The following is a 12317-nucleotide window of genomic DNA, read 5'->3' as shown; positions in this document are numbered from 1 at the left end:
GCCGCGCCACGCTGCCGTGGCCGGGCGGCGGCTACGCCGATCCGAGCGCCGCGTCGACGATCCGCTTCGCCTCGGCCTGCACCTCGGCGAGGTGCTCCGGCCCGCTGAAGGACTCGGCGTAGATCTTGTAGACGTCCTCGGTGCCGCTCGGGCGCGCGGCGAACCACGCGTGCTCCGACGCGACCTTCACGCCGCCGACGGCGGCCCCGTTGCCGGGTGCGTGGGAGAGCTTCGCCGTGATCGGCTCGCCCGCGAGCTCGGTCGCCGAGATCGCCTCGCCGTCGAGCCTGCCGAGCGCGGCCTTCTGCGCAGCGGATGCCGCGGCATCCGTTCGCTCGTAGGCCGGCGCGCCGAAGCGCGCGACGAGCTCGGCGTACAGCTCGCTCGGCGACTTGCCCGTGACCGCGCGGATCTCGGAGGCCAGCAGGCACAGGAGGATGCCGTCCTTGTCGGTCGTCCAGACCGTGCCGTCGGTGCGGAGGAAGGACGCGCCCGCGCTCTCCTCGCCCCCGAACGCGACCGAGCCGTCGATGAGCCCGGGCACGAACCACTTGAAGCCGACCGGCACCTCCCAGAGGCGGCGCCCCAGCGACTCGGCGACGCGGTCGATCATCGAGCTCGAGACGAGCGTCTTGCCGATCGCGGCATCCGCCGGCCAGTCGGGCCGGTGCGTGTAGAGGTACTCGATCGCGACCGCGAGGTAGTGGTTCGGGTTCATCAGGCCGCCGTCGGGCGTGACGATGCCGTGTCGGTCGGCGTCGGCGTCGTTGCCGGTGAGGATGTCATAGCCCTCGCGGTTCGCGAGCACCGAGGCCATCGCGTTGGGGCTCGACGGATCCATCCGGATCTTGCCGTCCCAGTCGAGGGTCATGAACGACCAGCGCGTGTCGACCTTCTCGTTCACGACCGTGAGGTCGATGCCGTAGCGGTCGCGGATCGCGCCCCAGTAGCCGACCGACGCGCCGCCGAGCGGGTCGGCGCCGATCCTGATGCCGCTGGCCTTGATCGCGTCGAAGTCGATGATGCTCGCCAGGTCGTCCACGTACCGGCCGCGGAAGTCGTAGGTCTCGACCGCGCTCGGCTCGGCCTGGTTCACGTCGCGGCAGCCGTCGGCGATGAGCTCGTTGGCGCGGTTCGCGATCCAGCTCGTCGCGTCGGAGTCGGCCGGGCCGCCGTGCGGCGGGTTGTACTTGAAGCCGCCGTCCTGGGGCGGGTTGTGGCTCGGCGTGATGACGATGCCGTCGGCCTCGCCCTCGGCGCGGCGCTCGGGGTCGTTGTTCCAGCTCAGGATGGCGTGACTGAGCGCCGGCGTCGGCACGTAGTCGTCGTACTGGTCGGCGAGCACGCGCACGCCGTTCGCCACGAGCACGTCGAGGGCCGTCGTCTGCGCGGGACCGCTCAGCGCGTGCGTGTCGGCGCCGATGAAGAGCGGGCCGGTGATGCCCTGGCTGTTGCGGTAGTCGACGATGGCCTGCGTGATCGCGAGGATGTGGTCCTCGTTGAACGCGGTGTTCAGCGACGAGCCGCGGTGGCCGGAGGTGCCGAAGACGACGCGTTGCTCCGGGATCGAGGCATCCGGATGCAGGTCGTAGTACGCCCTGAGCAGGGCCTCCACGTCGATCAGGTCGGATTCGGTCGCCGGGGTTCCTGCTCGCTCGTGCATGCCCCCATCCTGCCGCGCACGCCTGTCGCGCGACACCCCCTCACGGCAGGCTCGGAGGTCAGACGAGGGCGCCGACCGCGGTCGCGATCGAGTGGATGGCGAGCCCCGCGAGCGCACCGACGACCGTTCCGTTGATCCGGATGAACTGGAGGTCGCGCCCGACCTGGAGCTCGATCTTCTCGGTCGTCTCGGTCGGGTCCCACCGCTCGACGGTCTCGGTGATGACGCCCGCGATCTCGTGGCGGTACCGGCCGACGACGTAGGCCGCGGCATCCGTCACCCAGGCATCGACCTTCGCGGCGAGCTCCTCGTCGGTCGCGAGGCGCGCCCCGACCTCCATGAGCGCCGAGCGCACGCCCGCGCGCAGCTCGCTCGCCGGGTCCTCGAGCGACGCGGCGAGCGAGACCTTCACCGAGTCCCACACCTCGCCCGCGAACTCGCGCAGCCGCGGGCTCTCGACGAGGTCGAGCTTCAGCCGCTCGATGCGCTCGATCATCGCGGGGTCGTGCTGCAGGTCGTCGGCGACCTCGGCGAGCCAGCGGTCGATCGCGAGGCGAAGCGGATGCCGCGGCTCCTCGCGCACGGACCGCGCGAACGCGAGCACCTCGCGGTACGCCCGGTCGTCGACGAGTCCGCCGACGAAGCCGGGCACCCACTTCGGCAGCCGGCTCGAGACCATCGTGCCGAACGCCTCCGGATGCGCGGCCAGCCACGTCTCGACCTTCTCGAGCACGGCGTCGACCGCCGCGCGCTGCTGGTCGGCCGCGACGAGGCGCGCTCCGACCCGCCCGATCGCCGGGCCCCACTCGGGCTCCAGCAGGTGGCGCCGGGCGAGCTGCTCGATGACGTCGGCCACGTCGTCGTCGCCGAGCAGGGCGAGCACGCCGCGTCCGGCGACGGATGCCTCGGCGGTGACCCGCTCGGCGTTCTCGGGTTCGCGCAGCCACTCGCCGAGCCGCCGCGCGATGCCCATCGAGCGCAGCTTGCCGGTCACGACGGCCTCGGAGAGGAACTCCTCCTCGACGAAGGCGCCGAGCGTGGCGCCGATCTCGTCCTTGCGGCGCGGGATGATCGCGGTGTGCGGGATCGGCAACCCGAGCGGATGGCGGAACAGCGCCGTGACCGCGAACCAGTCGGCGATCGCGCCCACCATGGCGCCCTCGGCCGCCGCTCGCACGAAGCCCATCCACGGCACGGTCTCCTGCAGCGGGAACGCGACCGCGAACACCGCGGCGGCCGCGAGCAGCAGGCCGAGGGCGATGCGCTTCATGCGCCGCAGCGCGATGCGCCGCTCCTCGTCGGTCGGCACCGCGCGGCGCGCGGCCGCGGCATCCGTCGTCGTCATGCCGTCACCCCCTCGATGCATTCTGCCCCGCCGGCACGCGACGGCTCCCCGAAACACGTCGATCGCGCGCCGTAGGCTTGCGGCATGACGGATGCCGCGCAGCCACGCCCCGACGAGACGTACTCGTACCTCGGGCCGGCCGGGACGTTCACCGAGGCCGCGCTGAAGCAGGTGCACGAGGCCGCGGGCAAGCACTGGCGCAGCGTGAACAACGTGGGGGAGGCCCTCGCCGACGTCGTCGACGGGCGCTCGACCGCGGCGATGATCGCGATCGAGAACTCGGTCGACGGCGGAGTGTCCGCGACGCAGGACGCGCTCGCGACGGTCGCCGGCCTCCGCATCATCGGCGAGTACCTCGTCCCCGTGAACTTCGTCCTCGTCGCACGCCCCGGCACGCGGCTCGACGAGGTGCGCGTCGTGAACGCCCATCCGGTCGCGTACGCGCAGTCCCGCGGATGGCTCGAGCGCGAGCTCCCCGACCACGCCCACCTGCCGGCGACGAGCAACGTGCAGGCCGCGGCATCCCTCTTCGAGAACGGCCTGGCGGATGCCGCGGTCGCCCCGCCCGGCATCGTCGACCACCTCGACGTCGAGGTGCTCGCGGAGTCGATCGGCGACAACCCGAACGCCATGACCCGTTTCGTGCTGGTCAGCCGGTCGCGGAGCATCCCCGCGCGCACGGGCGCCGACAAGACGAGCGTCATCGTCGAGCTGCCCGACGACGAGCCGGGCTCGCTGCTGGCGATGCTCGAGCAGTTCTCGACGCGCGGCGTCAACATGTCGCTGCTCCAGTCGCGGCCGATCGGCGACGAGATGGGCCGCTACCGGTTCGTCATCGACCTCGACGGCCACGTCGAGGACGAGCGCGTGTACGACTCGCTCCTCGGCCTGCGGCGGTTCAGCCCGAAGGTGATCTTCCTCGGCTCCTACGCGCGCGCCGACCGGCGCGAGGTCGAGTACCACTCGAAGTACGACGACGAGATCTTCATCGAGGCGCGCGACTGGCTGCGCGGCATCCTGAGCGGCGAGCCCGAGGAGGACTGAGCCCCATGACCGAGCCGGCGACGGAGCCGCAGTTCGATCCGCGCTTCGATCCGCGGTTCCAGCGCGGCTGGTCGGGGCGGCCGACGGATGCCACGGCCGACGACTCCACGGAACCCGGCCGGTCCGGTGGCGATGCGCCCGCCGAGGGCGCCGGCCCGACTCCCGTCCTCGGATCCGGCGCCGCTCCCGCGGACGGACCGGCTCCGGAGCCGGCGGCGGCCCGACCCGCGGACGCACGGCCCTCGGACGTACCGTCCGCGGACGCGCCGCCCGACGCCGCGCCGCCGGCCGCCGCGCCCGACGCCGCGCGACCGGACACCGCGTCCGACGCGGCGCCACCGCTCGCCGCGCCGCCCGCGGCCGCAGCGCACGCCGACGCCGACCGCATCATGCGCATCGCGTTCGGGGTCGCCTGGAGCGCCGTCGCGGTCGCCTTCCTCGTCGGGGTCTGGGCGGTGTGGATGATCGTGGGTCAGGACCCGTTCGCCGCGCCCCGACAGGCCTCCGGGGAGCTCGCCCTCCGCTCGTTCGCGTACGTGGCGGGCCCGCCCCTGCTCGGCTCGGCCGTGGTCGGCATCGCCATCCTCACCGTTCTCGACGGCATCCGCCGGCTCCGACCGGCCGCCGTGCGCGCGGGCGACGGAGGAGTCGGCTGATGGAGGTCGGCCGCGCGCTGCGCTCGCCGCACGTGATCGCGCTGGTCGTGCTGGGCGCGGCCGGCCTCGTCGTGCTCTGGACCATGACGTCGTGGATCGTCCAGGCGGACTCCGGCGCCGTGTTCGTTGACGGCGACCCGGACGCCCAGCGACGCGCCTACCTGATGGCGACGCTGCCGTACCTGCTCTCCGGTGCGGCAGCGTCGGCCATCCTCGGGGCCCTCGTGGGGCTGCCGCTCCTCGTCGGCGCGCGACTCGTCGCGCTGCGCCGGGCCCGCGCCGCCGACGAGGGCGGCCCTGCCGCCCCTACTGCTCCTTGACCCGCACGACGAGCGACTTCGGCTCGATCGTGAATCGCGCCGCGGTGATCGTGCCCATCTCCTCGCCGTCGATCTCGAACTCCTGCGGGCCGCCGTCGATGACGAGGTCGATCTTGGCGCCGCTGGAGTAGACCACCTCGCGGCGCTTGTTCCCGCCCGTCAGGTCGATGAGCTGGCGCCCGAGAGCCGACTTGCGCAGCACCCGGTTCTCCCACGCGACGCGGCGCCAGACCATGAGCCACTCCCAGACGTTGCGCGGCTGCAGCCGCACGACGTCGAGCCTGCCGTCGTCGATCTCGGCGTCGGGGATCAGCTCGATGTTGCCCGGAAGGTAGCCGAGGTTCGCGACGAGGATGCTCGAGACCTTCGAGCGGTGCGTGCGTCCGTCGTCCATGCGGTGGGCGACCCGGAACGGCTCCGAGTTCGGGATGGCGCGGAGCCCGGCGTCGACGTAGGCCAGCCAGCCCACCCGCTTCTTCAGGTCGGAGTCGGTGTTCGCGATCATGGCCGCGTCGATGCCGATGCCGCTCATGACGAGCGACACCTCGGTCTCGGTCGAGTCGTCCTCGCGACGCACCCTGGCGCGCAGCACGTCGACGGCCCGATCGCGGCCCGTGAAGGCCAGCTTCGCAGCGCCCGGGATGTCGTTGACCGGGATCCCGATGTTGCGCGCGAAGAGGTTGCCCGTGCCGAGCGGCACGATGCCGACCGGGATCTGCTCGCCGTCGAGCCCCTCGGCGATCGCGCGCACGGTGCCGTCGCCGCCCGCGGCGATGATGAGGTCGACGCCCTTCTCGCGCGCTTCGCGCGCCTGGCCGGTCCCCGGGTCGTCCTCGGTCGTCTCGATCCACTCCGCCGCGGCGTAGCCGTGCTCGGCCGTCAGCTCGTCGACCACCGGCCGGAGCTGGTCGACGCCCTGCTTCACCGGATTGAAGACGACCGCGACGCGTCGCTCGCCGCCCGCGGCATCCGCCTGCTCGGTCTCGCCCGCACTCATGCGTCGAATCTAGGGCATGGGTGCGGCCCGGAGCCCGAGGATGCGCTGAACGCGGCCGCCGAGCCCGACGGATGCCCCGGCTACACTTGCTCGGGTGATCGACCCCGTGCTGCTCCGCGAGAACCCCGACCTGGTCAAGCGCTCGCAGGAGGCGCGCGGCGAGTCCCCGGCCTTCGTCGACGACGCGGTCGCCGCCGACACCGCACGCCGGGCCGCGATCTCGGCGTTCGAGTCGCTGCGAGCCGAGCAGAACGCGTTCGGCAAGCAGGTCGCGAAGGCCCCGAAGGACGAGAAGGCGGCGCTCGTCGCGCAGGCCCAGGAGCTCGCGGCGAAGGTCAAGCAGGCAAATGCGGATGCCTCGGCCGCCGAGGAGGCGTTCGCCACCGCCGTCCAGCGCATCGGCAACGTCGTCATCGAGGGCGTCCCCGCGGGCGGCGAGGAGGACTTCGAGGTGCTCCGCGAGGTGGGCGAGATCCCCGCGTTCGGCTTCGAGCCGCGCGACCACCTCGAGATCGGCGAACTGCTGGACGGCATCGACATGGCGCGCGGGGCCAAGGTCTCGGGCGCCCGGTTCCACTTCCTCAAGGGCGTCGGCGCCCGCCTCCAGCTCGCGATCATGAACATGGGCCTCGACAAGGCGATCGGCAACGGCTTCACGCCGCTCATCACGCCGACGCTCGTGCGCCCCGAGATCATGCAGGGCACGGGCTTCCTCGGCGCGCACGCCGAGGAGGTCTACCACCTGCCGGCCGACGACCTCTACCTCACGGGCACGAGCGAGGTCGCGCTCGCCGGGTACCACGCCGACGAGATCCTCGACCTCTCGGCCGGTCCCATCCGGTACGCGGGCTGGTCGACGTGCTATCGCCGCGAGGCCGGCAGCCACGGCAAGGACACGCGCGGCATCATCCGGGTGCACCAGTTCGACAAGCTCGAGATGTTCAGCTACGTCGACCCGTCCGATGCGGAGGAGGAGCACGAGCGGCTCCTCGCCTGGCAGGAGGAGATGCTGCAGGCGCTCGGCCTCGCGTACCGCGTGATCGACGTCGCCGCGGGCGACCTCGGCTCGAGCGCGGCCCGCAAGTTCGACGTCGAGGCGTGGGTGCCGACGCAGCAGGCGTTCCGCGAGCTCACGTCGACGTCGAACTGCACGACGTTCCAGGCGCGTCGCCTCGACATCCGACACCGCACCGGGACCGGGAGGACGGCGCCAGTCGCGACCCTGAACGGCACGCTCGCGACGACGCGGTGGATCGTCGCGATCCTCGAGACGCACCAGCAGGCCGACGGCTCGGTGGTGGTGCCCGACGGGCTTCGCCCGTGGCTCGGCGGCCTCGAGGTGCTCCGCCCCGTCGAGCGATGACCGCCGCTGCCGACGAGCGCTGGTTCGTCGCCCTCGACGTCGACGGCACGATCATGCACGAGGACGAGTCGATCGATCCCGCCGTCGTCGAGGCCGTGGCATCCGCCGTCGCCCGGGGCCACGTGGTGACGCTCGCCACCGGGCGCTCCTGGTCGACCACGCGGCCCGTGCTCGAGCACCTCGGGCTCGAGCCCGAGTACGTCGTCACGGCGAACGGCGCCATCACCATGCGCCGCGACCCGTCGTCGCCCGACGGGTGGACGCAGGCGCACGTCGAGACGTTCGACCCGACCGACGTGCTGCTGCGCATCCGCGACGAACTGCCGAGCGGGCGGTTCCTCGTCGAGCTCGCCGACGGCTACCGGCTCTTCACCCGCGGCATGTCCGACTGGAACCTCGAGCGGGCGCGCGAGGTGGAGTTCGAGGGACTGCTCGGGCAGCCCGCGACCCGCGTGGTCGCGACGTCGGTCGACCACGACCTCGACGAGTTCTTCGGCCTCGTCGAGCGGATGGGCCTGCACCACGTCAGCTACGCGATCGGCTGGACCGCGTGGCTCGACATCGCTCCCGACGGCGTGAACAAGGCCACGGCGCTCGAGCGGGTGCGCGGATGGCTCGGGGTGCCGCTGCGCCGCGTGATCGCCGTCGGCGACGGCCGCAATGACATCGAGATGTTCCACTGGGCGGGCGCCGCGGGCCGGTCCGTCGCGATGGGACAGGCTCCCGCCGAGGTCGTCGCCGCCGCGCACGAACGCACCGGCCCCATCGAGGAGGCGGGGCTCGCGCCCGTCCTCGACTCGCTGCCCTGACCGCGGCTCGCCCCGCGCGCGGTGCGCGCGAGCCGGCCGTGCGCGTCGCGTTCGCATCACGAACGGCGGAGTTCCGCCCCTGATCAGGCCGAACGTGGTTAGGATCGCGATCGGGGGAACGCGTGAGCGATCTGATCGACGCACCGCACGACGACACGCCGACGGATGACGACGGCGCGACGGTCGGGCACGTCCGGCTGCCCGCCGTCATCCCTCCGCCCGCGCCGCCGCCTTCGCGGCTCCCGCCCGTGCTCACCGAGGCGGCGGTGCCACCGGCCCACCACGGCCGGCTCCCGCGTCGTGGCGCCGGCCGCGCGCTGGCGAAGGGCGTCGGGGCGACCCTCGCGGCGCTGCTCGTGGCATCCGGTGCGATCGGCGCGTACGCGGTCAGCTCGATCGTCGAACCGGTCGCGGCGAAGCCGAGCGTGAAGTTCGCGAGCGAGCAGGTGCTCGAGAGCGTCCCGGACATCGGCGCGATGGAGGGCGGCCTCAACTTCCTGCTCGTCGGCAGCGACAAGCGGCCCGCGAGCGGGGCGTTCGGCGACCCCGACATCGAGTCCGGCGTGCTGAACGACGTGACCATGCTCCTGCACATCTCGCAGGACCACTCGCACGCCGAGGTCGTGAGCTTCCCCCGCGACCTGCTCGTCGACGTGCCCGCGTGCCCGGATCCCGAGGACCCCGAGGCCTTCGGCTACTCCGCGCGCTACGGGGTGAAGATCAACACGATCCTCAACGACGGCGGGATGGGCTGCATCGCGAAGACCCTCGAGCAGATGCTCGGCATCACCATCCCGGTCGGCGGCGTGGTCGAGTTCGACGGGGTCGCCGCGCTGTCCGAGGCCGTCGGCGGCGTCGAGGTGTGCGTCGTCGACCCGATCGACGACGCCTACACCGGCCTCGTGCTCGATGCCGGCTCGCACGTCATCAAGGGCTACGAGGCGCTCGCCTTCCTCCGCACCCGGCATGCGGTCGGCGACGGCAGCGACCTCGCCCGCATCTCGAGCCAGCAGACGTTCCTCGCCTCCCTCGCGCGCACCCTGCAGTCCGCCGGCACGCTCGGAGACCCCGTGAAGCTGTACGGCATCGCCCGTGCCGTGGTCACGAACATGACCCTCTCCTCCGGACTCCAGGACCTCGGGCGCCTGGTGTCCGTCGCCCGCGCGCTGCAGTCGACCGACCTCGACCGGATCGCGTTCATCCAGTACCCGACCGTCTACACCGACGACCTGGGCGCGGTCGTCCCCGCGGCGTCGGCGAGCATCGTGGCATCCGCCCTGCAGCAGGACGTCGCCGTGCAGTTCGACCCGACGGCGACCGACGACACCCCGTTCGGGACGGTCGATCCGAACGCGACGGATGACCCGGCCGAGGCGCCCGCCGGCGAGGCATCCGACACGCCCGAGGCCACTGAGCCGCCCCAGGCCACGGATGCGGCGACCCCCGCGCCGACCTCGGAGCCGACGACCGAGGCGCTGCCGGGCGACGTGAGCGGCCAGACCGCGGCGGACGTGCGCTGCGCGGCGGCGAATTCGGGCTGACCCGGGCATTCCCCCGATCGCTCCGAGGGCGGTTCAGGGCCCTCACAGCCGCGACGTGGAAATCTGATGCGGATGCGGTTCGGCTAGAATCGGGGCCTGCCCAGCCCGTCGACGTGCCGCGGAAACGCGGTCCGGCGGCGCGCCGGGCGAGGAGGGCTGTCCGAGCGGCCGATGGAGCTGGTCTTGAAAACCAGTGGGCAGCAATGCCTCGTGGGTTCGAATCCCACGCCCTCCGCCGAGATCCCGCACCACCGAGACCGACCGAGACCCCGAGAGGAGACCGAGTGAGCCGCACCTCCCCGCAGCCCACGTCGCGACCCGACGCCTCGAGCACGCGCCACGGGCGCCTCCGTCGCAACGGAGTCTGGGGCACCCTCACGAAGGCGCTCGCCTCGGTCGTCGCAGTGGTCCTCACCTCGGGGGCGGCCGTCGCCGCCTACGCCGCGTTCGACCTCGCCGCGACCGCCAAGCCGACCGTGACGCTCGGCAACGAGGACGTGCTCGAGGGCGTGCCCGATGTCGGCGCGATCGAGGGCGGCGTCAACCTGCTCGTCATCGGCAGCGACAGCCGAGCCGGCCAGGGCACGGGCTTCGGCGACCCCGACGAGGAGACCGCGGTCCTCAACGACGTCACGATGCTCATGCACATCTCGGAGGACCACTCGCACGTCGAGGTCATCAGCTTCCCCCGCGACATGTTCGTCGACGTGCCTGCCGGATGCACCGACCCCGAATCGGGCGAGGAGGTCTGGGAGCAGTACGACGTCAAGATCAACTCGGTGCTCTCGTACGGCGGCGTGCCCTGCGTCGTGAAGACCGTCGAGGAGCTCACCGGCGTGACCATCCCGTTCGCGGGCGTCGTGCAGTTCATGGGCGTCGCCGGCCTCTCCGAGGCCGTCGGCGGCGTCGAGGTCTGCGTGGCCGAACCCATCGAGGACGAGTACACGGGTATGTTCCTCGACGCGGGCACGCACTCGCTCGCAGGGATCGACGCGCTGCAGTTCCTCCGCACCCGCCACGGCGTCGGCGACGGCTCCGACCTGGGCCGCATCTCGAACCAGCAGGTCTTCCTCTCGGCGCTCGCGCGCAAGCTGCAGAGCGACGGCACCTACACCGACCCCGTGAAGCTCTACGGCATCGCGAAGGCGGCGCTGGCGAACATGCAGCTCTCCGACAGCCTCACCGACCCGACGCGCATGGTCTCGATCGCGAAGGCGCTGAAGGACACCGACCTCTCGAAGATCGCGTTCATCCAGTACCCGACCGGCTACGTCGACGGCGGCGTCGCGGCCACCGAGTCGGCCGAGCTCGTCAACCTCGCGCTCCAGAACGACACCCCGGTCTCGTTCGACCCGACCGCGGCGGAGGATGCGACATTCACCTCGAGCGGCGACCCGAGCACGACGCCGACCGAGGAGCCCGTCGCCGAGACGCCGACCGAGGAGACGCCCGCGGAGGAGCCGGCGACCGACGCTCCCGCCGAGCCGGCGGCCCCCGAGCCGACCCAGCAGGCGCTGCCGAGCGACGTCACCGGCCAGACCGCCGCCGAGACCCGCTGTTCGGCCGGCCGCACGCTCGCCGACCAGTAGCCGGCGGTCGTCGCGCACGACCGCCACGGGCGTGCTGCGGCGCGAGCCGCGGCATCCGCACCGCCGAATCGTGTTTTGGGCGGGATGCCGGTTATGATGGCAGTCGCGTTCGCCTTCGGGCGTTCACGAGGAGACGTCGCATAGTCCGGTCGAGTGCACCACCCTGCTAAGGTGGAGTCCCCGTAAGGGGACCGCGGGTTCAAATCCCGCCGTCTCCGCTCATGACATCGAGCCGAACGGCCGCGTGCATCGCGGCCGTTCCGCGTTTCCGGCGCAGCCGGAGCCCGTCGGCCGGGCTCTGGAGGGATGTCGGCGCCGAGGGCTATGCTCCACCTGTTCCACACGACACAGGGGGAGTTGCAGAATGCGACGTTTCACCATGCCCGCGGCACTGGTCTTCGCCGGTGCCCTCGCGCTCACGGGCTGCGCGTCCGGCGACGGCGGGGACACCGCCGCGACCGGTGATGAGAGCTGCTCGTCGATCGCCGCGGAGGTTCGCGACATCTCGAACGGCGTCCAGAACAACCTCGCCGCGCCGGCGTCGCTCGAGGGGCTCCAGGACTACCTGGGCGAGGCCTCGGAGCGGACCGACGCGCTGATCGAGGAGGCCGGCGACAGCGATGCGCTGATCGACTCGCTCGGCGGGTTCCAGACCGCGCTCAACGAGGTCTCGACCTACGCCGGCGGCCTGGAGGAGGTGCCCTCCGAGGAGGACCCTGCGGCGATGACCATCGAGCAGGACCCCGATGAGCTCGCCTCCCAGCAGGCGGCGGTCCAGGAGGCGTCGGGCGCCGTCGCCGCGTCCTGCGACACGGAGTCCGACACCGAGTCCGAGTAGGACCCATCCGGGCGGAGACGTCCGACGGCGGCCGGGGCGGCGACGAGGTCGCACCCCGGCCGTCGGCGTTCCCGCGTGCTGGGCGGGGCCGCGGACGTCGCACCCACCACGAGAGGCCCGCTCCCGTCAACGGACGCCGGCGTGAAACATCC

At 72.3% G+C, this 12317-nt stretch carries 11 protein-coding genes and 2 tRNA genes; 10 read left to right on the top strand and 3 right to left on the bottom strand.

Translation table 11 applies throughout. From position 1 onward, the window contains the following. Positions 1-31: 31 nt before the first annotated feature. Positions 32-1663, bottom strand: coding sequence for a phosphoglucomutase (alpha-D-glucose-1,6-bisphosphate-dependent) (pgm, locus tag GLX25_RS00430; RefSeq protein WP_155840256.1), 1632 nt, complete (start codon positions 1661-1663; stop codon positions 32-34). 58 nt (positions 1664-1721) lie between these two features. Then, complete coding sequence (locus GLX25_RS00425) at positions 1722-3008, bottom strand: DUF445 domain-containing protein (RefSeq protein ID WP_155840255.1); 1287 nt, start codon at positions 3006-3008, stop codon at positions 1722-1724. 84 nt (positions 3009-3092) lie between these two features. Between GLX25_RS00425 and pheA the strand changes: the two genes are divergently transcribed. Genes pheA through GLX25_RS00410 form a run of 3 tightly spaced genes read left to right on the top strand, consistent with a single transcriptional unit; the run spans position 3093 to position 5028 of the window. Next, complete coding sequence (pheA, locus tag GLX25_RS00420) at positions 3093-4052, top strand: prephenate dehydratase (protein ID WP_155840254.1); 960 nt, start codon at positions 3093-3095, stop codon at positions 4050-4052. 5 nt (positions 4053-4057) lie between these two features. Then, positions 4058-4708 carry a hypothetical protein gene (locus GLX25_RS00415; protein ID WP_155840253.1) on the top strand — a complete coding sequence of 217 codons (651 nt, stop codon included), beginning with the start codon at positions 4058-4060 and terminating at the stop codon, positions 4706-4708. Then, positions 4708-5028, top strand: coding sequence for a hypothetical protein (locus tag GLX25_RS00410; RefSeq protein WP_155840252.1), 321 nt, complete (start codon positions 4708-4710; stop codon positions 5026-5028). Before GLX25_RS00415 ends, GLX25_RS00410 begins: the two co-directional genes overlap by 1 nt. Here GLX25_RS00410 and GLX25_RS00405 read toward each other — a convergent pair. Next, positions 5015-6025 (bottom strand): diacylglycerol/lipid kinase family protein, encoded by a 1011-nt coding sequence (locus GLX25_RS00405; protein WP_155840251.1) that lies wholly within the window; start codon positions 6023-6025, stop codon positions 5015-5017. The genes GLX25_RS00410 and GLX25_RS00405 overlap by 14 nt on opposite strands. 94 nt (positions 6026-6119) lie before the next feature. On the opposite strand from GLX25_RS00405, the gene serS reads away from it, so the two are divergent. The 7 genes from serS to GLX25_RS00370 all read left to right on the top strand — a co-directional run bounded on the left by serS (position 6120) and on the right by GLX25_RS00370 (position 12165). Continuing rightward, a complete protein-coding gene (serS, locus tag GLX25_RS00400) occupies positions 6120-7388 on the top strand; it encodes a serine--tRNA ligase (protein ID WP_166548288.1) in 1269 nt (422 codons plus the stop codon). Continuing rightward, a complete protein-coding gene (locus GLX25_RS00395; RefSeq protein ID WP_155840250.1) occupies positions 7385-8197 on the top strand; it encodes an HAD family hydrolase in 813 nt (270 codons plus the stop codon). Before serS ends, GLX25_RS00395 begins: the two co-directional genes overlap by 4 nt. Positions 8198-8319: 122 nt before the next feature. Next, the gene (locus GLX25_RS00390; RefSeq protein WP_155840249.1) at positions 8320-9738 is read left to right on the top strand and encodes an LCP family protein; all 1419 of its coding nucleotides are present in this window, start codon (positions 8320-8322) and stop codon (positions 9736-9738) included. Positions 9739-9888: 150 nt separating this feature from the next. Then, a tRNA-Ser gene (locus tag GLX25_RS00385) sits at positions 9889-9973 on the top strand. Positions 9974-10022: 49 nt separating this feature from the next. Beyond that, positions 10023-11327, top strand: a complete 1305-nt coding sequence (locus GLX25_RS00380) for an LCP family protein (protein WP_271192319.1) — start codon at positions 10023-10025, stop codon at positions 11325-11327. Positions 11328-11456: 129 nt separating this feature from the next. Next, positions 11457-11545, top strand: a tRNA-Ser gene (locus tag GLX25_RS00375). A gap of 146 nt (positions 11546-11691) precedes the next feature. Further along, complete coding sequence (locus tag GLX25_RS00370; protein WP_155840247.1) at positions 11692-12165, top strand: hypothetical protein; 474 nt, start codon at positions 11692-11694, stop codon at positions 12163-12165. The last annotated feature ends 152 nt before the right edge of the window (positions 12166-12317 follow it).

Source organism: Agromyces luteolus (genome assembly GCF_009729855.1).
Taxonomy (GTDB): domain Bacteria; phylum Actinomycetota; class Actinomycetes; order Actinomycetales; family Microbacteriaceae; genus Agromyces; species Agromyces luteolus.
This window is presented reverse-complemented; position numbering and strand designations above follow the sequence as displayed.

What these genes read in the sequence shown, in the direction of transcription:
- GLX25_RS00370 (WP_155840247.1), top strand. Translation starts at nt 11,692, where the DNA reads ATGCGACGTTTCACCATGCCCGCGGCACTGGTCTTCGCCGGTGCCCTC.
- GLX25_RS00415 (WP_155840253.1), top strand. Translation starts at nt 4,058, where the DNA reads ATGACCGAGCCGGCGACGGAGCCGCAGTTCGATCCGCGCTTCGATCCG.
- pgm (WP_155840256.1), bottom strand. Translation starts at nt 1,663, where the DNA reads ATGCACGAGCGAGCAGGAACCCCGGCGACCGAATCCGACCTGATCGAC.
- pheA (WP_155840254.1), top strand. Translation starts at nt 3,093, where the DNA reads ATGACGGATGCCGCGCAGCCACGCCCCGACGAGACGTACTCGTACCTC.
- GLX25_RS00395 (WP_155840250.1), top strand. Translation starts at nt 7,385, where the DNA reads ATGACCGCCGCTGCCGACGAGCGCTGGTTCGTCGCCCTCGACGTCGAC.
- GLX25_RS00410 (WP_155840252.1), top strand. Translation starts at nt 4,708, where the DNA reads ATGGAGGTCGGCCGCGCGCTGCGCTCGCCGCACGTGATCGCGCTGGTC.
- GLX25_RS00405 (WP_155840251.1), bottom strand. Translation starts at nt 6,025, where the DNA reads ATGAGTGCGGGCGAGACCGAGCAGGCGGATGCCGCGGGCGGCGAGCGA.
- GLX25_RS00425 (WP_155840255.1), bottom strand. Translation starts at nt 3,008, where the DNA reads ATGACGACGACGGATGCCGCGGCCGCGCGCCGCGCGGTGCCGACCGAC.